The following is a 21890-nucleotide window of genomic DNA, read 5'->3' on the forward strand; positions in this document are numbered from 1 at the left end:
TCATATTATCCTTAAATGGCTCTCATACTCAACGCTTCAAATCAAATAGAACGGGAAGAATATATTTGTAGTATATAAAGAGACAAAATCACCTATGATAAAAGAGAAGAGAAAGTTTTTGTGTAGAAAGAAAAATAACAACTACAGGTATCAACACAACAAAAATACACCATAAGAGACATCAAGTCACTTTTCCAAACAAAAGCATCATCTCACAAGACATTGCATATACTCACCATTGGATCTAGGAGAAAGGAGGATGTTATATCAGGTGAATATTAATATTTTTTTGAGCACTTATAAATTAAACAAAAAAACAAGTCCTAACTTATTGCACACATAATCCCAAGGGTGTGAATGGTGTCCAGAAGTAGGAAATACACGTGTTGGTTTTCCGGAAAATCCTAATATTCCACACCTTTTCTTATTTTGCCCCCGGGGGTTCGCTTGTCCAAAGAGGGGGGGGGATAAACATATTCCTGTAAGGGGCGGGGTTCAACACCCCAAAATTCTTTTTTCCCCACAAGCATATAAAAACCCCCCCCCGTTTTTTGAAAAAACCCCGTTTCCAGAAACAAAGCGATCGCCTTTCCCAACCACCCAGGGGTCACATACCCCTGTAGGGGCGGGTTCAACAGCCTATATTCTTCTTCACCAGCAGCTATATAAACCCGCCCCGGTTTTTTGAAAAAACCCCGTTTCCAGAAACAAGCGATCGCTTTTCCCAACCACCCAGGGGTCACATATTCCTGTAGGGGCGGGTTCAACAGCCTATATTCTTCTTCACCAGCAGCTATATAAACCCGCCCTACTTTCCCCAAACAACCATTGTCGGCTGCGCCAGAATTTAAGAAACCCGGTTTTTTGAAAAAACCCCGTTTCCAGAAACAAGCGATCGCCTTTCCCAACCACCCAGGGGTCACATATTCCTGTAGGGGCGGGTTCAACAGCCTATATTCTTCTTCACCAGCAGCTATATAAACCCGCCCCCGTTTTTTGAAAAAACCCCGTTTCCCGAAACAAGCGATCGCCTTTCCCAACCACCCAGGGGTCACATATTCCTGTAGGGGCGGGTTCAACAGCCTATATTCTTCTTCACCAGCAGCTATATAAACCCGCCCCGGTTTTTTGAAAAACCCCGTTTCCCGAAACAAGCGATCGCCTTTCCCAACCACCCAGGGGTCACATATTCCTGTAGGGGCGGGTTCAACAGCCTATATTCTTCTTCACCAGCAGCTATATAAACCCGCCCCCGTTTTTTGAAAAAACCCCGTTTCCAGAAACAAGCGATCGCCTTCCCAAACCTCGCCTAAAATCATCTGTAAATTTCTTGCCAATCGCCAAACCCTATGATATAATGGCAGATGGTTTGGTAATTAATTTCGTGTCCCCGTATGACCAGCACTGTCGATAACTCTAGCCTCGAAATCGCCAATAAACTCATCAAACAAGGGAAAATTCAAGAAGCCGTAGCTGAGTATCGCCGGGGTATTGAGTTAACGCCAGACCTCTCCTGGCATCACTACTATTTGGGAGAGGCTCTCACTCAGTTGGAGGACTGGGAAGAGGCTGTGTCCGCATATCGACAAGCTATTTCTCTCGGTTCCAATTATCTCTGCTACTATCGCCTCGGGGTGGCTTTGGTCAAGTCCGAACGTTGGGATGACGCTATAGAAGTATTAAATCAGGGCCGGGAATTAAAGCCAGATTATTATAAGTTTTATTTGCCCTTGGGTCAAGCTTTGGTTCACCAACAGCATTGGGAAGCCGCTATGGAAGCCTATCGGAAAGCCGTAGCTTTGAAGCCGGGGGTGGCAGAATTTAACTTACAGTTGGGCTACCTGTTGCGCCGCCACCGACGATTTCAGGAGGCTGCGGGTTATTTGCAGCGTGCCGTGGATTTTCAGGGTGATGACCCCCAATTGCAGTTGGCTTTGGGGGTGGCTTTGGTGGAGGGGGGAACAGACCTCGACCGGGCGGAGGGTTGTTTGCGGCGGACTCTGGAGTTGCAACCAGACCAGGGGGAAGCCTATTTTTATCTGGGGAAATTGTGCCAGGGACGAGACCAGCTTCAGGACGCTTTGGGGTTCTATCGTCGCTGTGGGGAGTTGAGTCCGGGGGTTGACTCTGCCTTGGCTGTCGCTGCAGTTTTGGAGAAGTTGGGGCGCCCGACGGAGGCGGTAGACCAGTATCGCCAAGTGGTCCTGGAGTTTGGGGAGTGCGGTCCGGCTTCCTTGGGTTTGGGACGGGCTTTGGCCGAGTTGGAACGTCCCGTTGAAGCCGTGGTGGAGTGGCGACGGGCGGTGAAATTGGGGGTGGAAGCGCCCGAGGTGCATCGGCTTTTGGCTGAGACTTTGGTGGAGTTGGGTCGCTGGTCAGAGGTGGTCGAGCATTGGAAGTGGCTGCTGGAGCGCTATCCGGGGGCGGCTCATTGGCGACGGCGGTTGGCTTTGGCTTTGATGGGATTGGGTCGCTGGACAGAAGCTGCCGCCCAATGGGGAGAATATTGGCGGGTGGCTCCGGGGTCGGGTCGGTGTCCGGTGGTGGATTTTCGACCCCAGAAGAAGACTCATGGGGAAATTGACCACAGTCAGGAGTTGAGTATTACCGGGGATTTGACGGTCGAGTTTTGGCTGTATTTGAGAGATTGGCCGAAGAGTTGGACGGATATTATCTCTAAGTTTGTCAGCGACGAGCAAAATGAGTTCTGCTTTCGGTTGAAGGATGACCAGAAGGGTCAGTGGTATTATGGCAAGGGGGAGGCTTTTGCGAAACCGATTAACTGGGTTCCCCAAGAGGATATCAGGCTGCATGAGTGGGTTCATGTGGCTTGCGTGCGGAAGGTGGGGCAGTATGGGCGCATTTATTTTAATGGGGTTCTCCGGCGAGAGGCGGATTGGAGCGGGGAGTCGGAGGCTGTGGGGACTGAGGCTCCGGTGCGGTTGATGGCAAGTACCCAATGGCAGCGGTTTCAGGATGGCAAGTTGTCGGAGGTGCGCCTGTGGAATCGGGCTAGGAGTGGGGATGAGATTCGCGAGGGAATGTGTGAAGGTCTGACGGGGGAAGAACCGGGGCTGGTGGGGCTTTGGCATGGGGATGAGTCGGACGAGGGGGTTTTGGTGGATGCGGTGGGTCATCATCACGGCCGATTGGTAATGGCAGCGGATGCTGGGAAGGAGCGTCCTCGGGTGGGGGTGTGCGGTTGGGAGTTGTCCCATAATGCTGCGGGACGTGCCTATACTTTGGCGCAGTTGTATGGGGGTTTTGCTGAGGTGGAGTTGATTGGCTGTCTGTTTCCTAAGTACGGGGGGCAGGTGTGGGAGCCGATTCGGGGGAGCGAGATTCCTTGTCATACGATACGGGTTGAGGATGAGGGACGGTTTATTGAGCAGGCTTTGGGTCTGGTTTGGGCGCATCCCTATGAGGTGCTGCATTTGTCGAAGCCTCGGATGCCGAATCTGATTTTGGGGCTATTCTATAAGCTACTGTGGGATGCGCGGGTGATTGTGGATATTGATGATGAGGAGTTGACGTTTGTCCAGGCTGAGGCGGCCGTGGATTTGCGGGAGTTGCCGCCTCAGAGAGATTTGGACAGTCAGGAATGGACTGGCATTGCTTTGGGTCTGGCGCGGGAGTTTGACAAAGTTCGGGAGTTGGATGGGTCTGAGTCTGGGGAGGCTGAGGCTGGGGAGTTGTTGGCGACTGTGGTGGCTGAGGTTTTGGCGGTGCGGAGTTGTGGGTTGTCGCTGGGGTTGGGTTTGTTGTTGCAGGGGTTGCCTGTTGTGGAGTCGGTTGTCTTGGGGTTAGGAAAACAGAATTCAGATATAGAAGCAATAGAACGCTTAAAAACTTCTATCAAAATTGTTATTCCATCATTTAACAGACATATTTTTCTGAGGCGATTGTTAGCCAATATCGACCGAGAAGCGGACAACTATGATATATCGGTAGATGTGTTTGATGATGGCAGTCAAGACCCTGTGGTAGAAAATGCCACGGATTATCCCAATCTAGCAAGTTTAGCTGTTCACAGATATAATAATTATGGAAAAAATCAGTATTGGCAATTAGTTAATCATATATTTAAGTCCCTTTCTAAACAAAATGCAGATTTATTCATCTATATGCCAGATGACATAGAAATCTGTCCTGGCTTTTTTCAGAAAGTAGTTTCTCAGTGGTATGCAATTTCCGATCCCCGGAAAATAGTCTTAAATTTGGGATTGGATCATCGGACTCAATGTTGGACGGGCTTTGAGCGTGTCAAATGTCAATTTGGTGAAGTAGAAGTATTTAAAACTCAATGGGTTGATATGTTGATGCTATTCGAGCGAAGTTTTTTAGAAGCTCTTGATTATCGCATTCAACCGATTAGCTTATCTCGGTGGAGCAAAGACCCTAATTTATCCTCTGGAGTGGGACAACAGATATCTCAAAAATTACATCGTTTAGGCTTTTCTCTCTACCAGGTTTCTGAGTATTTAATCTCTCATGGAGACCATGATAGTATGATGAACCCGGAAGAGCGTAAACTTAATCCTTTGATAATCGCTGATGCAAGCAGTCCCAGCAACCAACAAAACAATGAACAAAGCGATCGCCAGAATACTAATGGTAAAAACATTACCTTAGATCAGGTTGATGAGTATTTGCATTTGGCTAAATTGAAGTCTGAACAAAAACTTTGGCATGAAGCCTTGACTTTTTATGAACAGGCGATTTGCTTGAATGGAGGTGCGGATGGTTATTTTGGCATGGGTCAAGTTTTGATGGAGTTGAGTCGGTGGGAAGATGGGATTACGACTTATCGGCAAGCTATGACTTTGCGCTTGTCTGGTGAGGAAAAACCAAACCATTTAGGTGATGCAAATGAGTTGGATCTTTATAAACAGATAGTTGTCGAGTTAAAGAATGCAGTAAAGTTACATCCTGAATCGGCTGCTATTTGGCAGCTTATGGGAGATGTTTTGCAAACATTGGAATGTTGGAATGAAGCGATTTCAGCTTATCGGCAGGCCATAAAGTTAAACTCGGAGTTAGCGTGGAGTCATTTTAATCTAAGTCGTGTTTTATACAAATCAAACCCAAAAAATCAAAATAGTGATGTGGTTTTAGTTCTCATCCCAGCTTACAATGCTGAGTTAACAATACAAGACTCTATATATTCTGTATTAAATCAAACTTATAAATCAATAGAGATTATAGTTATTGATGATTGTAGCAGTGATCAAACTTTTAAAATCTTAAAAATAGAAGAAGAAAAATATATTAATATTAGAGTTTTAAAAACTCCCAAAAACTTGGGTACTTACAATGCTATCAATTATGGTTTGCATTTTGCAAAAAATTTAAACTTTGATTTTTTTACTATACATGGTGCTGATGATTTAATGTTTCCAGAAAAAATAGATATACAATTAAGAGAACTTAAACAAAAAAATTATTTAGCTTGTAGTGCTGGATATGCACGAGTTAATTATGTTACTAAAATACAAATTAAATCGGCAACTAGAGGAGACTCAACAGTAATATACTCAAAGCAAGTCTTTCAAAATCTTGGGTATTATGATGATACCAGATTCGGAGGTGATACTGAGTATATTAAAAGATTTATCAGTTGCTATGGAAGTACAAAAACAGTGAATGTTCCAAAGGTTCTTACAATAGCTTATTTTGGGCAAAACAATTTGACAGCAAGCAATCCTGATGATTCACAAAGAAGAATGGCTTATGTAGAGCAATTTCAACAAAAACATATGCAGATGAAGAGTCGGAATAATTTTTATTTAGAAAATCCGGTTGAAAATCAAATAACCATCAGTTTTGATAAAACTAACGAGCAAGGTTTTTTCAGAAAATCTTCATTTAATATGGTAGTTGCTGGAGTAGCATCGTTACTGGAAAGGAAAGATGCCTTAAAAGATACTGTAGAATCAATACTGCCTCAAGTTGATCAGTTACTTGTATACCAAAATGGATATAAAGAGAAGTTTGATTTTTTAAATCATCAAAAAATAGAAATATTTAGCTCATTAGATACAAAGATAGATATGGGAGATGCCGGAAAATTTTATAGAGTTGATCATTACCCAAACTGCTATTATTTTTCTATCGATGATGATTTGATTTATCCAAGTGACTATGTATCGATTATGATCAATGCTCTTAAAAAATATGAGAACAGAATTATCGTTACTTGTCACGGCAGAATTTTGAAACCAAACCCTAAATCATATTACAAAGATCATCTTTCAGTATATAGATGTTTAGATGATGTGGCTTCAGAAGAATTTATACATATTGGAGGCACTGGTGTTATGGCATTTCATACAAATACAGTTAAAATAAATTTTGGATATTTAAAAACTCCAAATATGGCGGATATTTGGGTTGGATTATATGCGAAAGAAAACGATATCCCTATACGAGTTGTTCCTCATAAAGCCGGCTGGATTAAATACAGTAATAAATTTGATCAAAATCAAACAATTTATAGAAAATCGCAAAACAATGATCAAATTCAAAATCAATTGATTGCCAATTTTGATGCAACTCGAATAACTACTATAAAAAGAGTTGTTTTTTTAACCTGTACATTTGGAAGAACTAAGGTTAGTGAAATTTACAAACAAAACTTGATTAATTTAGAAAACTGCTTCCAGAAAAAATATATTTTCAAAAATGTTATAATAGATAGTGAAAACAGTAACAGAGAGCTATTTGCTGATGATGAAAGATTTGAATACTATAATTACAGCAATCAACCATTATCAAACAAGTGGAATTTTGGATGTAAAATGCTCAGAGAAATTGACTTTGATTACGTTTTTATTTTAGGGTCTGACGATATTATAGACAATAATGTTTTTAGGCTCTACCATGAAAATATGGATAAAAATTTTGATGTAATTGGTATGTTAGATGTTTACCTCTTTGATATAAAACAATTAAAAGCATATTACTGGGGGGGATATCCGAAAAAACACAAGAGATTTGGGGAATCTATTGGTATGGGAAGGTGCTTGTCCAAAAGAATCCTAGAAAATTTGAACTATCAACTATGGGAAGATGATCTAAATAAAGCTCTTGATAGAAGTATGATGAAAAGAATTCAATCATTATCACAAAGTATTAATATTAGTAGTAACTATTTTCGTATCAAAGGGGTTGGTATAGCTTGTGACATTAAAAGTGACAGCAATATTAGTAAGTTAGAGGATTTTTTGGCAACCAGCCAGTTAATAACCGATCAGAATTTGTATAACTACATGAAAAATTTGATTTTTCATTTTTATTAAGCATCATAATCAACTAACTCAGAGATAGCAATACCCGATTCTCCTCCTACTGTATAAAGTAAATAAATTTTACCTTTTTCTTTAAAGATAGCAGGATCTCTAAGCTGTCTAACAAAAGTTTTAGCAAGACCTGCCTTTGATGGTTCAACTGGCAAGCTTGCTCCTTCATAATCATATTCTGGTTGTTTAACTAAGATAGGTTCTGATGCTTCCCACTCTAGCCAATTTTGAGTTAAATTCATTTTGCTGCTCAAAATAGACTCCGGTGAGTCGCCAATTCGACTAAAAAATATAGTCAAAGTATCACCCGATAACAATGCAGCCGTATGTCTACAATTAGGAATAATATTTTTACCTTTTTCAAAATTAGTAGTACCATCCTTGGAGCGTAACAACACAGCATTTACTGTTGGAACTGCTGAAAGAGCGATCGCATAATAATATTCATCATACCAAAAAACTCGAAAGTAAAAAGGTCCTAAAACTTCTGGCAGCGAAGTAAAATTTAAACCATCTTGTGATTTTGCTAAAAAAGTATATTGACCTTTGCGATCGTAACAATCACCATGAAAATACATTCTAATTGATTGCGTATCTTCATGAATATGAACATCTGGAGAAGCAATGTGACTACGACAAACAGTCTGATTGAGTCTTAAAGTTCCAGGTTCATAAATGGTATAGGGGCCTTCAATGTTATCAGCATAAGCAAGACGAATATATGAGCCTTTGTGATGAGCAAAGTAAAGATAATAGCGACCGAGGGGATTTTTTATCCAACCGGGTACACGAATTAAGGATGGCCCGTTGATGTTAATAGAGTCTTCATTGGACAACCCAGGCATTTTTGGGTATATGATAGGATTTCTGGAGCAAGGGATTGCCTGATATAAAGACAGACTATTTTTTAGACTTAAAGCTTGAGTTAACATATAATTGTGACAAGCAGAGTAAGGATTTATTTCACAGGCTCTACTCAGATAAAAAATTGCTTCATCATAACACTTCTTTTTGATAAGAAGTGATGCTAGACAGTGATAATACCAAGAGAAGGTTGGGTTCAATTCAATAGCTTTCCTATACATAGCAATTGCTTCATCTTGCTTCCCTATCCTCTCAAGTTGAGTTGCTTTTTTGATATAACTAAAGTTCACGATCTTTACTGATTAGAGACACATTACCAACTATCATTCTCTACATATCCAAATTGTTCTAAGTATTTTTGTGCTTTCTCTTTAAATATTGCTTTTTCTTCTTCAGTCATTTCTGTTTTCCACTTTCCTCTACCATCAAAAATTGGCTGATTAATTTGCCAGTTCCTTAATTGAGTATGAACATCCTGACCAATGTGAGTTTCAGGTTCTTGAATTTTATCACTGTACCAAAACCTAGGTGTCTTATGATAATCTAGCATACTTGGAGTATACTCTTCTTGCAAAAATTCACAGACATCTTTTAAAATTTCCTGTGGATTAGCAACTAAATTTTCATACCTGACTACTTTTACCATAGAATTATTCCAATATTGAAGACCTGCTAAATTGTCATATATCCACCTGTCAACCATCGTAGAGAAGAGAGCATTCGGAATTCTGGCTTTCAGAGAACAAACAACATCTCTACCATCTCTTAGCATTATTATAAATTGAGATTCTGGCCTATATAAAGAGAGTTTTCCAATCTGAAAAATATGTGTTGGTGTCTTTTCAATCCAACGCTTTTTACCAGCTTCTCTACATTGCCTATCCCACTGATTAAGACTGGCTCTTATTTCATGATCGCTTTTCATAAAAAGATTACTTTCCTTGGGAATCGGGTGAAACGAGGGATGATCACCCAAAATAGCTAACAGAATTGAAGTTCCACTATGACCACAACCGACTATAAAAACTGGTTTTTTAACCATGTCTTTTGAAGTGCATGGCTTAATGAATAAGGAATCATGGTAACGCTTCACTTCATTGGGATTAATCTGAATTGCCCTTGTGTAGCAAGCTCTTGATTGCTTAAAACTCCCCGTTTGAGCTACGGCATTTCCTAGATTTTGATAATACCAAGCGGAATTAGGGTTGATGGCGATCGCTTTATGAAAACAAGCGATTGCCTTGGTAATTTCCCCTTTTTCTAATAACACCTCTCCTAGCTTATTGTGAGCATCTGAAGACAAGGGATTTAGAGCAATAGCCTGTTGCACAGAATTAATTGCGTCACTCAAGCGTTGTTGCCTAAGATATGCGTCTCCCAAGTTGTAATGCAGCCAAAAAAAGTTGGGATTGAGTTCTATACCTTTCTGGAGATAAGAAACAGCAGTATAAATGTACCCCCGTTTAAGCAAAAGCCAGCCATAAGTATTATTTAAAATCCAACTATCCGGCTTGAGATTTAAAGATATTTTAGCCACGGAAATCGCTTCTGCGATCTTATTCTGCTTGTCTAATACTAGGCTAAGTTGATAATATACATAAGGCGAATTAGGATTTATACTTAGGGATTTTTTAAAGAGCAATACGGCTTCATCTAGCCTATCTTGACTACTCATTATTTCGCCCAAGCTAATATATCCCCATGAGAAATTAGTATTGCTTGTGATTAGATTTTGATATTCAACAATAGCTTCATCAAATTTTCTTTCTTTCTTTAATTGATTTGCCTTGTTTATAAAACCCTTTTGAGCCATAATGGTAAATATTTTACATTAAGATAGTTTTTGCACCCTCCATTTTTTTCTTTAGTTACACCTAACTCAGTCCTTCTTCCAACACATCAACCACCTTCTCGATCGCATCTTCCTCCAACTCCGGCCAAATCGGTAAACTCAAAACCTCCTGCGCCGCCAAATCACTCACCGGACAAGCCTCATACTGCCCTTTATAAACAGGCAACTGGTCTTGGGGTATAGGATAATATATCATACTTCCAATCCCCTGCTCTGTCAAATAATCTTTCACCCCATCGCGCTTCCCGCCAGTCACCCGCACTGTGTACTGGTGAAACACATGACCTTCTGCTAAACCCGGAGTCACCACACCCTCCACATCCGCCAACAACCGATTATAAACCACAGCCACCCTACGCCGACCCTGATTCCACTTATCAATATACTGCAACTTCACCCGTAGAATCGCAGCCTGAATCGTATCTAACCGGGAATTATAGCCTAACACCTCATTATGATATTTCTTTTTCGCTCCATGTACCCGCAACATCCCAGCGACTTCAGCAATTTGCTCATCATCGGTGACAATCATTCCCCCATCACCATAACCACCCAAATTCTTAGACGGGAAAAACGAAAAAGCCCCCACATCACCAATCGTACCCACAGCCTGACCATCATACCTCGCCCCAAAGGACTGAGCGCAATCCTCAATCACTCTCAACCCGTACTCCTGGGCTATCTCCATAATTTGTCCCATAGCCGCAGGTTGCCCATACAAATGCACAGGTATAATCGCCTTAGTCCGAGAACTAATCTTATCCCGAATCTGTTGGGGGTCAATGTTGTAGGTACTCCCGTCAATATCCGCAAACACCACCTTCGCCCCGACATTGCTAATCGATTCTGCCGTTGCAAAAAACGAAAAAGGAGTGGTAATCACCTCATCCCCTTCTCCAATCCCTGCGGCTCGCAAACCAATCACCAAGGCATCCGTACCCGAATTCACCCCAATGGCATACTTAACCCCCAGATAAGCCGCCACCTCCTGTTCAAACGCCTTAACATCAGGCCCCATAATAAACTGACCCGACTCAATCACCCGATTGATAGCCGTCTGAATCTCCCCTTTAATACTTTCGTATTGTGGCTTTAAATCCAAAACCGGAATCTTAGTCTGACTCATTGTCCCCAAATCTCCTCACTTTAAACTTGTTCAATTTCCACAGCCGAAATTTTTCGATAGTTCACCCCAATGGAATCAACCGCGTACCCCTCAGCATCAAACTCTAACACATCCCCATAGGCACTCATCCAACCGATTAATTTAGCAGGTACTCCCGCCACCATTCCGAATGCTGGAACATCCTTTGTCACCACTGCCCCCGCCGCCACAAAAGCACATTCATGCAATGTAACCCCACAAACAATCGTCGCATTCGCCCCAATACTCGACCCCCGCTTAATTAAAGTCGTCAAATAATCATTACTGGTATTGCGGGGAAACTCAGAACGAGGGGTTTTAATATTGGTAAACACCATACTAGGTCCGCAAAACACATAATCCTCCAGAATCACCCCCTCATAGAGAGAGACATTATTCTGAATCTTGCAGCCATTGCCAATCACTACATTATTGGCTACAAGAACATTCTGCCCCAAAGAACAGTTTTTACCAATTTTGGCTTTGCTCATCACATGACAAAAATGCCAAATCTTAGTGCCTTCTCCCACATAAGCCCCATCATCCACATAAGCCGACTCATGGACAAAATAATCAGCCATTTAACCCCTCCGTAGCCTTTTCCAAAATTTCCACCACAGCCACCCCATTCCAACCATCAGATAGGGGACGTTGACGAGTGTTCACGCAGTCCAGAAAATGCTGACACTCAATCTTCAAAGGCTGAGAGTCTGCCACCTCCACCACCTCGCTGCCACCATCTCGATTATGCAAATTTTCATCAACCCCTTTATCATAAATGGTGATTTTTTGCAAGACCTCATCATAAACCAACATCTGCTTATCGCCAATGATGACCGTATTTCTAGCCAAAAGGGGCCAATACCAGGAACAATGAACGTGAGCAGTTTTCCCCCCCGCAAAAACTAAATCCACATGAACATTATCCTCAATCCCAGGTTGTAACATAGCATGACCACTGGCGGTCACCCCTTGTAACTGGGGTTTCCCCAACAACTCCAAAATCACGGAAATATCATGGGGAGCAAAAGACCACCAGACATTTTCCTCCCGACGCACTTTCCCCAACTTCACCCTCTGAGTCGCCACATGAAGCACATTCCCAGCCTTACCCGTGGCCAAATAATCCCGCATCCAAGTAATCGCAGGTTGATAAAGCAACAAATGACCCACCATTAAAATTCGAGACTCCCTATCGGCGTACTCAGTCAAACTTTGCGCCTCATGAGTCCGCAAAGTCATCGGCTTTTCCACAAACACATCCTTACCCCCCTCCAAAGCCATCATCGCCAGCTTATAGTGACTTGGAGCCGGAGTCGCCAAAACCAATGCAGACACATCTGTTGACAAGGCTTGTTGATAATCTTCATACAAAGACACACCAGGGTATTTAGCAGCGACTTTTTCCCGCAAATTGGCATCTAATTCAACCACCCCAGCCAAGGCATTTAACTCATGAAAATTGCGAACCAAATTTTGACCCCAATTTCCCGCACCCACAACGATTACTTGATTCACAATAAAACCACCTTGCCTTGATTACAGTCTAAATGCCGAGTTACACCCCTAGTATCGAGAACCAGTTGAGCCTTTTCCACCAAATTTACATAATCAATCTGACTATGGTCTGTGGCAATTAACACCAAATCGGCGGCTCCAATTGTGTCATCTGTTAGTTCCACTGAAGCCAACTTGTGGTCTCCAATGGAAAACTCTGGAATATAGGGGTCATAATAGCTAATATCAACTCCATCTTTCAACAATAACTCAACCACCTCAACGGAGGGGGACTCTCGCCAATCTCCCAAATCTTTTTTGTAAGCCACCCCCATCACCAAAACTTGAGATTTACTTGGTGCGATACCCTTCTGGTTCAGAAGTCGCCAAGTTTTTGTCCTGACAAACTCAGGCATTTTCCGATTTACCTCTCCAGCCAAAGCAATAAAATGGGTGTTGAAATTAAATTCTTTGGCTTTCCACTCTAAATAGTGAGGGTCTAAAGGAATACAATGTCCCCCCACTCCGGGGCCAGGATAAAAGGGCATAATTCCGAAAGGTTTAGTATTCGCTGCGTCTAGCACTTCCCAAACATTGAGGTTCAGGCGATCGCACAACAAAGCTAACTCATTAACTAAGGCAATGTTAACCGCCCTAAAAGTATTCTCAAAAACCTTGACCAATTCAGCCGCCTTAGCACTGCTGACAGGTACAACATCAAGGATAGTTTGCTGATAAAATAAAACCGCAACATCCAACGAATTAGCATCGGATGCCCCAACCACCTTATTAGTGTTATGGGTTGTATAACGTTTATTGCCAGGGTCCACCCGTTCAGGAGAATGAGCCAGAAAGAAATCTTCCCCTTGCTTTAAGCCACTCACTTCTTCCAAAATTGGCTTCATCACCTCATCAGTCGTACCGGGATAAGTGGTAGATTCAAGAGTGATTAACTGTCCGGGTCGTAAGTGATTCGCTATCTCCCGGGTTACTGATTCAATGTAACTCAAGTTCGGGGTTAAATTCTTAGTTAACGGGGTGGGAACACAAATAACAACAGCATCAGAGTCAGCGACTTGATCAAAATTAGTTACTGCCTTCAATTTACCACTAGCGACAACCTGCTTTAATTCTTCATCTTTGACATCACTAATATAGTTTTCTGCCCGGTTAACTTTCTCGGCTCTGATGGGATTTTGTTCAATACCAAAGACCGAAAAACCCACTTTAGCTTTTTCAACAGCAAAAGGCAAACCCACATATCCCAAACCTACCACAGAGACGGCAGCCGTGTGATTTTTTATCTTATCTTTTATTGATTCTAAAGACCCATTTATATGATTCATTGAATTGCTAGTTAAATACCTAATGCGATCGCCTAGCGTCTCGGAACGAGAATCGCCTAGCGTCTCGGAACGAGAATTGCCTCATCCAACTTCCCAGACCGTTTTAACTGATTAGCCTGTCTCAGCAACTCCCCCGCACTCATTCCTTGACTACTCCTCATAACTATAACTAACTTTCCAATCCATACCCATCCCTGACATACACCAGCATCATATCACGATACTTACCCAAATTGACAAATTTCTATGGCTGTGACACAATGGGCGACGGTTTCGGCATTGCTTTATTCTGGGGAGTCAGCAAATTGGTCAGCGATTTAGTAAGGGGTAATCAACTGCTGCGGAGCCGTAAGCTAGAAGAGGCGGTGGATGCTTATCAAAAAACGATCGCACTTCAGCACTTCATCCCCATTTCCCAGGATTTCAGTAATCCTGCTAGGGTAGTGGTAGGCCGGCTGTGATGTAATACGATCGCACCTTGCCACCTCCCCCTGCGGTGAAAGAATTTATGGAGGCATCAACCGGAATTATATCACCCCTCAAAGCGATCGCCAACCGCCGACTCCCAGCCGACATCCCCCCTTACTCCCCCCATAACCCCCTATATTAGCAGAAGTGGCGATCGCCCCAGTCCTCAATCGGTATAACTCCCCTTCCGCCCAGGATTGCGACCCTGCCAATTATACAGGCAAGATGCCCGGAAAACGAGCGATCGCCTAGTCTGTGGGTAGAGCGATCGCGCTTCTGTGGGGACCGCTGCACCCGCCGCATCACATCAAACACCTTCCGCGTCGTGTCCGGGTACGGGAATGCGATCGCGACAACGGCTGTCGTCAGCAATTCCGATGGAGCCATGAGGGCTGGGGGTTGACACGATGGGAGCGACGCTCTCCATTATACAGGCAAGACGTTCGGACTACAAGCGTTGGTGATAAAATAAAAGCCTCAGTAACCCATCAAATGGCGATCGCCCCCCATGCAAAACATTCGTTTGACGACCCATATCGGAGAAGATGGCATCTTAAAAGTGCAGATGCCCTCCGAAGTCAAGAACACCGAACTCGAGGTCTTGGTCCTATTCCAAGCGACGACACCCCCACGGCAAGAGAAAGCAACCAAACACCCAAAATGGCCGTCAGATTTCTTTGAAAAAACTTGGGGCAGTTGTGCGGATGCTCCCATCATCATCGATGAAGAAGGAGTCTCTGCGGAATTGGACGATCCGCCCGAAGAACTGTTCGCAACTCGATAAATTCAAGTGCTGTATTTACTAGATACCAACGTTGTCGCCATCTATTTGAATCGGCGATCGCAACTTCTCAGGAACAAATTAGAAGCGATCGATCCGACAGATATCGCCGTTTGTTCCGTGGTGAAATTTGAGTTATTTTATGGGGCGATGCGGAGTGGAAATCCGCCGCAAAACTTGGCAAGGCAACAAGAATTTTTAGATTTTTTTGTCTCCTTACCTTTGGATGATAGAGCCGCAAAAAAGGCGGGAGAAATCAGAAACAACTTGGCAAGTTTGGGAACGCCAATCGGCCCCTATGATTTGCTGATTGCGGCGATCGCCATTGTCAATCATTTAATATTGGTCACTCATAATACAAGAGAATTTGAGCGGGTCTCGGAGTTGAGAATAGAAGATTGGGAAGTTTAGCTCGAATACGGAGGGCCGCGATCGCATTACCTAGAGCCAGCAGCATTCGGTTTGCCGGAATCAAGCATTCGGTTATCCGTACTTGACAAGTGTAGTTGATTGTAGGTTGATTAAAATCCTTCGCCAGAATATCCTGATGATGGTATAATCCCTGGGTGAATCCAACCGGTCTATATAGACTTGATTCTGGGGAGTCAGGGATTTAGTGAGGGGTAATCAACTGCTGCCGAGCCGTCAGCTAGAAGAGGCGGTGGATGGTTTTCAAAAAGCGATCGCCATCCCCATTTCCCAGGATTTCAGTAATCCTGCTAGGGTAGTGGTAGGCCGGCTGTGATGTAATGCGATCGCACCTTGCCACCTCCCCCTGCGGTGAAAGAATTTATGGAGGCATCAACCCGAATTATATCACCCCTCAAAGCGATCGCCAACCGCCGACTCCCAGCCGACATCCCCCCTTACTCCCCCCATAAGCCGCTATATTAGCAGAAGTGGCGATCGCCCCAGTCCTCAATCCGTATAACTCCGGTTCCGCCAAGGATTGCGACCCTGCCAATTATACAGGCAAGATGCCGGGAAAACGAGCGATCGCCTAGTCTGTGGGTAGAGCGATCGCGCTTCTGTGGGGACCGCTGCACCCGCCGCATCACATCAAACACCTTCCGCGTCGTGTCCGGGTACCGGAATGCGATCGCGACAACGGCTGTGGTCAGCAATTCCGATGGAGCCATGAGGGCTGGGGGTTGACGGGATGGGTGCGACGCTCCCGATTATACAGGCAAGATGCCCGGAAAAGGAGCGATCGCGCAGCGTGGGTACACATATCGCATTTCCCAAGTCTGATGCCGAGACGACAAACGGAGCGACCCCGACTCATTCACAGCCGTTCCAACTCCGATTCAAACATCCGAATCAGTTGCGAACTCAAACGAATGCCATTTTTAAGCAACTCCGAAACCGATTCCCTGGCTTCCTGCCGAGTCATTAAATCTGCACCGACAGCAGCCAGTAAAAGCCCCAAACTTCCCTTCACAGGTAAACCCAAACTCAAAGCGACCCGCCGTCCCAAACGCTCATCAATCAAGACCCAATCCCCTTGGAGTTCCCGACTCAACAAAATGACTTCAAATTCTCCGGCATCGAGTCCCAAAAGTAACGGTTCAATACTGGAAGTCCCTGCCGGAGCTTGCACGATCGCCCCCGTTCGAGTTAAAATCGCTTCGCGACCCGGGCGATCGCCCCCCTGAATAGCCACCTCTCGATATACGGTGGGCGGGATAAAAATCTCATCAAATAACCGGGGTAACAGTTGCAAGCGATCGATGAGACTCAAAGCAATTAATGGCCTCCCATTGACAACAACCTTCATCGATCCCTGAATTTCTCGGCTAATTCTCGACTGGTTTTCGCCTCCTCCTCAAACTCAGCTTCGGTGTAGTCGATCGCGGCAAATCCCCGTTCGCCAATCAAACGATAAAACTCCAAACGGCTGCATCCCAAAATCTCCGCCGCCACCCCCGAAGAAATTGTACCCTCTTCATAGAGTTGACCCAAAGTCAAAATCATCACCCGTCGCTTAAACCCTTCGGGTTCTTCCCGACAAGCCACCAACAACTGTTCTGGAAATTCAACGAAAATGCTCATTTCACCGAACCCGATGCAATACTCGGTCAATTTAGGCGATCGCACTCCCGATTATACAGGCAAGATGCCCCGACTACACGAAGAGCGATCGCATTGTATCTGGTTTCTGCCAACTTTTCGGAGTTGATAACAAACAGTCGAACTAAGTGCTAAAATCTGAACCCATGAGGTGGGGTTGAATGAGATGCCGGCAAAAGATATTTATCATAACTGTGTCAAAATAGCACTGCTCAAAGATGGATGGACAATTACAGATGACCCTCTCAGTCTCAAAGTTGGTCAAAAAGATATTTTCATAGATTTGGCAGCCGAGAAACTTTTGGTCGCCGAAAAACAGGGAGTAAAAATTGCAGTAGAAGTTAAAAGCTTTGTCGGAAAATCTGAAATAGAAGACCTAAAAAATGCCCTGGGTCAATATTATCTATACGACAAAATACTCAAATACTTGAACTCGGACAAAAATCTTTATCTTGCCATCAGAAAGGCAGTTTTTCAACGATTATCAGCCGAAACAATCGGTCAAATTATCCTGTCAGACCAGAATTTAAAACTGATTGTTTTCGATCCGAACTTGGAGGAAATTACTCGATGGATAAATTAAACAAATACCACCCAATCATCTGCGAAGTTATGAAGCCTTACGCCCGGATTAATTACGCCAATATTCCGGTCAAAAATCGCGCCGCTTTTGACGGTGAAAATGGTCAGTATTTGATTCTATCCGAAGGATGGATAGAGCAACAACACTTTCATAGCTGTCTCCTTCATGTGGAAATTATCGACGATCGCGTTTGGATTCAGTGGGACCAAACCGAAGATGGAATTGCTGATGAATTGGTGCAAGCTGGTATTCCCAAAGAAGATATCATCTTGGGGTTCCACGAACCAGAAGTCAGACAATATACGGGGTTTGGGATACCCAGCGTCAGTTGTCAGAATTGACACTCCCCGCTCTGAAGAGACCCGGAGTGTCAACAATACATTGTAAGTCACCCTCATTTGAGTTTAGATATCCCCACAACTCGGGCGATCGCATAGCACGAATCGCCATTCGGTTTGCCGGAATAAAGTATTCGGTTATCCGCACTTGACAATTTTTTAAAAATCTGTAACAGAGTGCCGGCTGAGTTACAGGAGTCAATATCCGGTGCGATCGCGCTTCTGTGGGGACGGCTGCACCGGCGGCATCACATCAAACACCTTCCGCGTCGTGTCGGGGTACGGGAATGCGATCGCCAGGTTTCTCGAAGTTTCCAGAAACAAGCGATCGCCTTTCCCAACCACCCAGGGGTCACATATTCCTGTAGGGGCGGGTTCAACAGCCTATATTCTTCTTCACCAGCAGCTATATAAACCCGCCCTACTTTCCCCAAACAACCATTGTCGGCTGCGCCAGAATTTAAGAAACCCGGTTTTTTGAAAAAACCGGGTTTCTCGAAGTTTCCAGAAACAAGCGATCGCTTTTCCCAACCACCCAGGGGTCACATATTCCTGTAGGGGCGGGTTCAACAGCCTATATTCTTCTTCACCAGCAGCTATATAAACCCGCCCTACTTTCCCCAAACAACCATTGTCGGCTGCGCCAGAATTTAAGAAACCCGGTTTTTTGAAAAAACCGGGTTTCTGGAAACAAGCGATCGCCTTTCCCAACCACCCAGGGGTCACATATTCCTGTAGGGGCGGGTTCAACAGCCTATATTATTCTTCACCAGCAGCTATATAAACCCGCCCCCGTTTTTTGAAAAAACCGGGTTTCTGGAAGTTTCCAGAAACAAGCGATCGCTTTTCCCAACCACCCAGGGGTCACATATTCCTGTAGGGGCGGGTTCAACAGCCTATATTCTTCTTCACCAGCAGCTATATAAACCCGCCCTACTTTCCCCAAACAACCATTGTCGGCTGCGCCAGAATTTAAGAAACCCGGTTTTTTGAAAAAACCGGGTTTCTCGAAGTTTCCAGAAACAAGCGATCGCTTTTCCCAACCACCCAGGGGTCACATATTCCTGTAGGGGCGGGTTCAACAGCCTATATTATTCTTCACCAGCAGCTATATAAACCCGCCCTACTTTCCCCAAACAACCATTGTCGGCTGCGCCAGAATTTAAGAAACCCGGTTTTTTGAAAAAACCGGGTTTCTGGAAACAAGCGATCGCTTTTCCCAACCACCCAGGGGTCACATATTCCTGTAGGGGCGGGTTCAACAGCCTATATTATTCTTCACCAGCAGCTATATAAACCCGCCCCCGTTTTTTGAAAAAACCGGGTTTCTGGAAGTTTCCAGAAACAGGCGATCGCGCAGTCGGAGTGCCACGTATCGCGCAGTGGTGACCTGCTAAAATGGAGAATTAAAACACCACCAAGGACAACCCCCATGACCACCAATGCTGATGATGTTTGGAGACTGCTGGCGGAACTCATAGAAGCCCAAAAGGAAACTGAACGAGTCATCAAAGAAGAGTCCCAAGAAACCGAACGTTGCTTCCGGGAAACCGATCGCCGCTTCCGGGAACAATCCGAAGAAAGCGATCGCCGCTTCGAGGAAACCAAGCAACTCCTCCAGCGACAGTCCGAAGAAAGCGATCGTCGCTTCCGGGAACAATCCGAAGAAAGCGATCGCCGTTTCCGAGAAACCGAACGAATCATCCAACAACAGAATGAAAAACTCAAGCAGCAATTACGCAAATTAGAAGATCCCGTGGGAGACTTTATCAGATGGCAGGTACGCCCCGCCGCCATCCAACTGTTTCAACAACCGGGAACTTACGATTATCAAGTCTCTGCAGGAGCCTCTGCTGCACGCTTTGGAGAAGCCATAGAAATTGATTTGCTGGTAGTCAACACTGACCAAGCCATATTAGTGGAAGTCAAAAGTAAACTCACCGAAACCGACATCGACGAACACCTGGAAAGACTGGAAAAATTCAAGCGGTTAATGCCCCGTTATCGTGATTTTCATGCCATGGGAGCCGTAGCCGGAATGGTGGTTCCCGAAGAAGTCGCCAGCTATGGCTATCGTCGGGGGTTATTTGTATTGGCACAGTCGGGAGATAGTGTAGTGATTTTAAATGATGATAAATTCCGTCCCCGCCAATGGTAAATTAGAGCCAGAGTTGGCATGGGCGCGCGTCGGAGTGCCACGTTAAGAAACCCGGTTTTTTGAAAAAACCGGGTTTCTGGAAACAGGCGATCGCGCGCGTCGGAGTGCCACGTATCGCGCAGTGGTGACCTGCTAAAATGGAGAATTCAAACACCACCAAGGACAACCCCCATGACGACCAATGCTGATGATGTTTGGAGACTGCTGGCGGAACTCATAGAAGCCCAAAAGGAAACTGAACGAGTCATCAAAGAAGAGTCCCAAGAAACCGATCGCCGCTTCCGGGAACAATCCGAGGAAAGCGATTCTCGTTCCGAGACGCTGGGCGAACGTCGTTCCGAGACGCTGGGCGAACGTCGTTCCGAGATGCCATGCGATCAATTTAAGCCCCGTTCTCAATGAGTTACTAATTTTAATAAGGTCGGTTTTCTCGCCCGTGATAGACTCGCAAAACAATCACATCGTCTCCCAGAAGAGTGTAATGAATGACATAACCATATTTACCAATAGAAACGAAGAGTTTACGCAATCCCGGACTTTGACCGATCGCCGTACCTCTGCGGGGATTATCCTGTAAACTTTCGGCAGAAGAGACAATCCCTCGTACCGCCCGGGCGGCAGCGTCAGCATTGTTAATTTTTAAAAAATCGTAATGACGATTGAGATCGTCTACTGCGCCTTCAGTCCAAACTATCTGGGGCATGGGCCTTCCCGATCCGTTCCCAAGCGATCGGCCCATTCGCGCACGCGGTCATGGGGTACTGAGACACCTTGACGATGATAAGTTTCGAGAGCCAATTGACTTTGCCGAACCATTTCCGCTTCGGTCAGACCGCGAAAGTTTAATCCCGAGTCGATTTCCCCATACTCAAACAATTCTTCAGTTCCGGGATCGGATTCCTTCCTGAGCAATTCCTCAAAATCTTCCAAGCGATCGGATGCACCAATGAGCCATTCCGAAAGCAGATGTTTGACTTGTGATCCCGACAAAGGTTCGAGTCGTTCCAAAATTTTTTGTCTGATGTTATTTTCGGTCATAACATTTAACGTTTTGCCCCTTATGTAAGTCGCCGTTGTTCATCAAAGACATCCAAGCCGATGTAACCACAAAAACTTTACGTCTCTTGCTCATCATGCTTGGGCGTACCATATAAATAACGATCGCGTCGATGTGCCAAATCAGAGATTCCCGTTTCCATTTGACACGCTTCTATCACCGATAAAAATCCATCCCACCCAGATTCAGACGGTTCCGAAGAAACTCCCGGAGCCGGAGCAGTGGTTGACGCATCCAGAAAAGTAATAATAACCGGATTCAATTCGGGATAAGAAATCGGTTCGCTTGGATGAATAACCCCGTCTTTAAAAATTCCCTTGATTGACCGCATCAACTCACGTAAAACTCCTGGGAGGGTTGGAAGCTCCGTGATTGATCGCGGAGAGGAAAACCGACTCAAGCGGATGACCGCCGCCAGCACCCCCTTGCGGGGT

30 protein-coding genes are annotated in these 21890 nt (G+C 44.6%); 11 read left to right on the forward strand and 19 right to left on the reverse strand.

All coding sequences use genetic code 11. The features are described from left to right. Positions 1-404 precede the first annotated feature (404 nt). Positions 405-1175, reverse strand: a complete 771-nt coding sequence (locus XZ46_RS00005; RefSeq protein WP_048894864.1) for a hypothetical protein — start codon at positions 1173-1175, stop codon at positions 405-407. 219 nt (positions 1176-1394) lie between these two features. Between XZ46_RS00005 and XZ46_RS31205 the strand changes: the two genes are divergently transcribed. Further along, positions 1395-7298: a tetratricopeptide repeat protein gene (locus tag XZ46_RS31205; protein WP_008051592.1), complete on the forward strand. Its 5904-nt coding sequence runs from the start codon at positions 1395-1397 to the stop codon at positions 7296-7298. On the opposite strand, the gene XZ46_RS00015 is transcribed toward XZ46_RS31205, so the two are convergent. The 6 genes from XZ46_RS00015 to XZ46_RS00040 form a co-directional block, all read right to left on the reverse strand. Further along, the gene (locus XZ46_RS00015) at positions 7295-8452 is read right to left on the reverse strand and encodes a tetratricopeptide repeat protein (RefSeq protein WP_081593270.1); all 1158 of its coding nucleotides are present in this window, start codon (positions 8450-8452) and stop codon (positions 7295-7297) included. The genes XZ46_RS31205 and XZ46_RS00015 overlap by 4 nt on opposite strands. A gap of 23 nt (positions 8453-8475) precedes the next feature. After that, complete coding sequence (locus XZ46_RS00020; protein WP_008051602.1) at positions 8476-9975, reverse strand: tetratricopeptide repeat-containing sulfotransferase family protein; 1500 nt, start codon at positions 9973-9975, stop codon at positions 8476-8478. A 61-nt stretch (positions 9976-10036) separates the two neighbouring features. After that, entirely contained in the window at positions 10037-11140 is a 1104-nt protein-coding gene (locus XZ46_RS00025; protein WP_008051604.1) for a DegT/DnrJ/EryC1/StrS family aminotransferase, read from the reverse strand. A 20-nt stretch (positions 11141-11160) separates the two neighbouring features. After that, positions 11161-11739, reverse strand: a complete 579-nt coding sequence (locus XZ46_RS00030; RefSeq protein ID WP_008051606.1) for an acyltransferase — start codon at positions 11737-11739, stop codon at positions 11161-11163. Beyond that, positions 11732-12676: a Gfo/Idh/MocA family protein gene (locus tag XZ46_RS00035; RefSeq protein ID WP_008051608.1), complete on the reverse strand. Its 945-nt coding sequence runs from the start codon at positions 12674-12676 to the stop codon at positions 11732-11734. Before XZ46_RS00035 ends, XZ46_RS00030 begins: the two co-directional genes overlap by 8 nt. Further along, complete coding sequence (locus tag XZ46_RS00040) at positions 12673-14001, reverse strand: nucleotide sugar dehydrogenase (RefSeq protein ID WP_008051609.1); 1329 nt, start codon at positions 13999-14001, stop codon at positions 12673-12675. Before XZ46_RS00040 ends, XZ46_RS00035 begins: the two co-directional genes overlap by 4 nt. 233 nt (positions 14002-14234) lie before the next feature. Here XZ46_RS00040 and XZ46_RS00045 point away from each other — a divergent pair, with 233 nt between their 5' ends. Both XZ46_RS00045 and XZ46_RS37410 read left to right on the forward strand, forming a co-directional pair. Further along, positions 14235-14462 carry a hypothetical protein gene (locus XZ46_RS00045; RefSeq protein ID WP_157234401.1) on the forward strand — a complete coding sequence of 76 codons (228 nt, stop codon included), beginning with the start codon at positions 14235-14237 and terminating at the stop codon, positions 14460-14462. 17 nt (positions 14463-14479) lie between these two features. Continuing rightward, entirely contained in the window at positions 14480-14611 is a 132-nt protein-coding gene (locus XZ46_RS37410) for a hypothetical protein (RefSeq protein ID WP_008051613.1), read from the forward strand. On the opposite strand, the gene XZ46_RS33585 is transcribed toward XZ46_RS37410, so the two are convergent. Further along, positions 14608-14856, reverse strand: a complete 249-nt coding sequence (locus XZ46_RS33585) for a hypothetical protein (RefSeq protein ID WP_048894865.1) — start codon at positions 14854-14856, stop codon at positions 14608-14610. The two genes, XZ46_RS37410 and XZ46_RS33585, sit on opposite strands and share 4 nt — an antisense overlap. Before the next feature lie 121 nt (positions 14857-14977). Here XZ46_RS33585 and XZ46_RS00055 point away from each other — a divergent pair, with 121 nt between their 5' ends. The 3 genes from XZ46_RS00055 to XZ46_RS37720 all read left to right on the forward strand — a co-directional run bounded on the left by XZ46_RS00055 (position 14978) and on the right by XZ46_RS37720 (position 15995). Next, positions 14978-15253 carry a hypothetical protein gene (locus XZ46_RS00055; RefSeq protein ID WP_008051616.1) on the forward strand — a complete coding sequence of 92 codons (276 nt, stop codon included), beginning with the start codon at positions 14978-14980 and terminating at the stop codon, positions 15251-15253. Positions 15254-15259: 6 nt separating this feature from the next. Continuing rightward, positions 15260-15661, forward strand: coding sequence for a type II toxin-antitoxin system tRNA(fMet)-specific endonuclease VapC (vapC, locus tag XZ46_RS00060; RefSeq protein ID WP_008051618.1), 402 nt, complete (start codon positions 15260-15262; stop codon positions 15659-15661). Between the two features lie 205 nt (positions 15662-15866). Next, a complete protein-coding gene (locus XZ46_RS37720) occupies positions 15867-15995 on the forward strand; it encodes a hypothetical protein (protein ID WP_008051620.1) in 129 nt (42 codons plus the stop codon). Here the strand turns inward: XZ46_RS37720 and XZ46_RS33590 are convergent. From XZ46_RS33590 to XZ46_RS00070, 4 genes are all read right to left on the reverse strand, one after another. Beyond that, positions 15970-16110 (reverse strand): hypothetical protein, encoded by a 141-nt coding sequence (locus tag XZ46_RS33590; RefSeq protein ID WP_157234402.1) that lies wholly within the window; start codon positions 16108-16110, stop codon positions 15970-15972. The two genes, XZ46_RS37720 and XZ46_RS33590, sit on opposite strands and share 26 nt — an antisense overlap. 30 nt (positions 16111-16140) lie before the next feature. Further along, a complete protein-coding gene (locus tag XZ46_RS33595) occupies positions 16141-16389 on the reverse strand; it encodes a hypothetical protein (protein WP_157234403.1) in 249 nt (82 codons plus the stop codon). A gap of 146 nt (positions 16390-16535) precedes the next feature. Beyond that, positions 16536-17027: a PIN domain-containing protein gene (locus XZ46_RS00065; RefSeq protein ID WP_008051622.1), complete on the reverse strand. Its 492-nt coding sequence runs from the start codon at positions 17025-17027 to the stop codon at positions 16536-16538. After that, on the reverse strand, positions 17024-17302 hold the full coding sequence (locus XZ46_RS00070; protein WP_008051624.1) for a UPF0175 family protein: 279 nt from the start codon (positions 17300-17302) through the stop codon (positions 17024-17026). The genes XZ46_RS00065 and XZ46_RS00070 overlap by 4 nt, the downstream gene beginning before the upstream one ends. Here XZ46_RS00070 and XZ46_RS37415 point away from each other — a divergent pair. From XZ46_RS37415 to XZ46_RS00080, 3 genes are read left to right on the forward strand one after another with little or no spacing between them, the layout of a single operon-like run. Further along, entirely contained in the window at positions 17295-17429 is a 135-nt protein-coding gene (locus XZ46_RS37415; protein WP_257720187.1) for a hypothetical protein, read from the forward strand. The two genes, XZ46_RS00070 and XZ46_RS37415, sit on opposite strands and share 8 nt — an antisense overlap. A 57-nt stretch (positions 17430-17486) precedes the next feature. Then, entirely contained in the window at positions 17487-17903 is a 417-nt protein-coding gene (locus tag XZ46_RS00075) for an element excision factor XisH family protein (RefSeq protein ID WP_008051626.1), read from the forward strand. After that, the gene (locus XZ46_RS00080; protein ID WP_006670241.1) at positions 17891-18244 is read left to right on the forward strand and encodes a XisI protein; all 354 of its coding nucleotides are present in this window, start codon (positions 17891-17893) and stop codon (positions 18242-18244) included. Before XZ46_RS00075 ends, XZ46_RS00080 begins: the two co-directional genes overlap by 13 nt. A 195-nt stretch (positions 18245-18439) precedes the next feature. Here XZ46_RS00080 and XZ46_RS33600 read toward each other — a convergent pair whose 3' ends face one another. The 4 genes from XZ46_RS33600 to XZ46_RS34935 all read right to left on the reverse strand — a co-directional run bounded on the left by XZ46_RS33600 (position 18440) and on the right by XZ46_RS34935 (position 19503). Continuing rightward, a complete protein-coding gene (locus tag XZ46_RS33600) occupies positions 18440-18586 on the reverse strand; it encodes a hypothetical protein (protein ID WP_157234404.1) in 147 nt (48 codons plus the stop codon). Between the two features lie 51 nt (positions 18587-18637). Then, the gene (locus XZ46_RS00085) at positions 18638-18991 is read right to left on the reverse strand and encodes a hypothetical protein (RefSeq protein ID WP_008051630.1); all 354 of its coding nucleotides are present in this window, start codon (positions 18989-18991) and stop codon (positions 18638-18640) included. Positions 18992-19007: 16 nt separating this feature from the next. Continuing rightward, complete coding sequence (locus XZ46_RS00090) at positions 19008-19187, reverse strand: hypothetical protein (protein WP_008051632.1); 180 nt, start codon at positions 19185-19187, stop codon at positions 19008-19010. 145 nt (positions 19188-19332) lie between these two features. Continuing rightward, positions 19333-19503, reverse strand: coding sequence for a hypothetical protein (locus XZ46_RS34935; protein WP_162198531.1), 171 nt, complete (start codon positions 19501-19503; stop codon positions 19333-19335). A gap of 170 nt (positions 19504-19673) precedes the next feature. Between XZ46_RS34935 and XZ46_RS00095 the strand changes: the two genes are divergently transcribed. Further along, entirely contained in the window at positions 19674-20399 is a 726-nt protein-coding gene (locus XZ46_RS00095; protein WP_008051634.1) for a hypothetical protein, read from the forward strand. A 171-nt stretch (positions 20400-20570) separates the two neighbouring features. Beyond that, positions 20571-20801: a hypothetical protein gene (locus XZ46_RS00100; protein WP_008051635.1), complete on the forward strand. Its 231-nt coding sequence runs from the start codon at positions 20571-20573 to the stop codon at positions 20799-20801. Positions 20802-20811: 10 nt separating this feature from the next. Here the strand turns inward: XZ46_RS00100 and XZ46_RS00105 are convergent, their stop codons facing one another. The 3 genes from XZ46_RS00105 to XZ46_RS00115 form a co-directional block, all read right to left on the reverse strand. Beyond that, positions 20812-21102 (reverse strand): type II toxin-antitoxin system RelE/ParE family toxin, encoded by a 291-nt coding sequence (locus XZ46_RS00105; protein ID WP_006622296.1) that lies wholly within the window; start codon positions 21100-21102, stop codon positions 20812-20814. Further along, positions 21090-21437 (reverse strand): hypothetical protein, encoded by a 348-nt coding sequence (locus XZ46_RS00110; RefSeq protein WP_006670237.1) that lies wholly within the window; start codon positions 21435-21437, stop codon positions 21090-21092. The genes XZ46_RS00105 and XZ46_RS00110 overlap by 13 nt, the downstream gene beginning before the upstream one ends. A 77-nt stretch (positions 21438-21514) precedes the next feature. Beyond that, complete coding sequence (locus tag XZ46_RS00115; RefSeq protein WP_006622294.1) at positions 21515-21787, reverse strand: hypothetical protein; 273 nt, start codon at positions 21785-21787, stop codon at positions 21515-21517. Positions 21788-21890: the final 103 nt, after the last annotated feature.

Origin of the sequence: Limnospira indica PCC 8005, assembly GCF_000973065.1 — a bacterium.
Lineage (GTDB): Bacteria > Cyanobacteriota > Cyanobacteriia > Cyanobacteriales > Microcoleaceae > Limnospira > Limnospira fusiformis.

Excerpts from the sequence above, each read along its gene's own strand:
- XZ46_RS31205 (WP_008051592.1), top strand. The coding sequence starts at position 1,395 with ATGACCAGCACTGTCGATAACTCTAGCCTCGAAATCGCCAATAAACTC.
- XZ46_RS00020 (WP_008051602.1), bottom strand. The coding sequence starts at position 9,975 with ATGGCTCAAAAGGGTTTTATAAACAAGGCAAATCAATTAAAGAAAGAA.
- XZ46_RS00025 (WP_008051604.1), bottom strand. The coding sequence starts at position 11,140 with ATGAGTCAGACTAAGATTCCGGTTTTGGATTTAAAGCCACAATACGAA.
- XZ46_RS00030 (WP_008051606.1), bottom strand. The coding sequence starts at position 11,739 with ATGGCTGATTATTTTGTCCATGAGTCGGCTTATGTGGATGATGGGGCT.
- XZ46_RS00040 (WP_008051609.1), bottom strand. The coding sequence starts at position 14,001 with ATGAATCATATAAATGGGTCTTTAGAATCAATAAAAGATAAGATAAAA.
- XZ46_RS33585 (WP_048894865.1), bottom strand. The coding sequence starts at position 14,856 with ATGGCTCCATCGGAATTGCTGACGACAGCCGTTGTCGCGATCGCATTC.
- XZ46_RS00055 (WP_008051616.1), top strand. The coding sequence starts at position 14,978 with ATGCAAAACATTCGTTTGACGACCCATATCGGAGAAGATGGCATCTTA.
- XZ46_RS33590 (WP_157234402.1), bottom strand. The coding sequence starts at position 16,110 with ATGTCGGCTGGGAGTCGGCGGTTGGCGATCGCTTTGAGGGGTGATATA.
- XZ46_RS33595 (WP_157234403.1), bottom strand. The coding sequence starts at position 16,389 with ATGGCTCCATCGGAATTGCTGACCACAGCCGTTGTCGCGATCGCATTC.
- XZ46_RS00065 (WP_008051622.1), bottom strand. The coding sequence starts at position 17,027 with ATGAAGGTTGTTGTCAATGGGAGGCCATTAATTGCTTTGAGTCTCATC.
- XZ46_RS37415 (WP_257720187.1), top strand. The coding sequence starts at position 17,295 with ATGCTCATTTCACCGAACCCGATGCAATACTCGGTCAATTTAGGCGAT.
- XZ46_RS00070 (WP_008051624.1), bottom strand. The coding sequence starts at position 17,302 with ATGAGCATTTTCGTTGAATTTCCAGAACAGTTGTTGGTGGCTTGTCGG.
- XZ46_RS00075 (WP_008051626.1), top strand. The coding sequence starts at position 17,487 with ATGCCGGCAAAAGATATTTATCATAACTGTGTCAAAATAGCACTGCTC.
- XZ46_RS00080 (WP_006670241.1), top strand. The coding sequence starts at position 17,891 with ATGGATAAATTAAACAAATACCACCCAATCATCTGCGAAGTTATGAAG.
- XZ46_RS00095 (WP_008051634.1), top strand. The coding sequence starts at position 19,674 with ATGACCACCAATGCTGATGATGTTTGGAGACTGCTGGCGGAACTCATA.
- XZ46_RS00100 (WP_008051635.1), top strand. The coding sequence starts at position 20,571 with ATGACGACCAATGCTGATGATGTTTGGAGACTGCTGGCGGAACTCATA.
- XZ46_RS00105 (WP_006622296.1), bottom strand. The coding sequence starts at position 21,102 with ATGCCCCAGATAGTTTGGACTGAAGGCGCAGTAGACGATCTCAATCGT.
- XZ46_RS00110 (WP_006670237.1), bottom strand. The coding sequence starts at position 21,437 with ATGACCGAAAATAACATCAGACAAAAAATTTTGGAACGACTCGAACCT.
- XZ46_RS00115 (WP_006622294.1), bottom strand. The coding sequence starts at position 21,787 with ATGCGGTCAATCAAGGGAATTTTTAAAGACGGGGTTATTCATCCAAGC.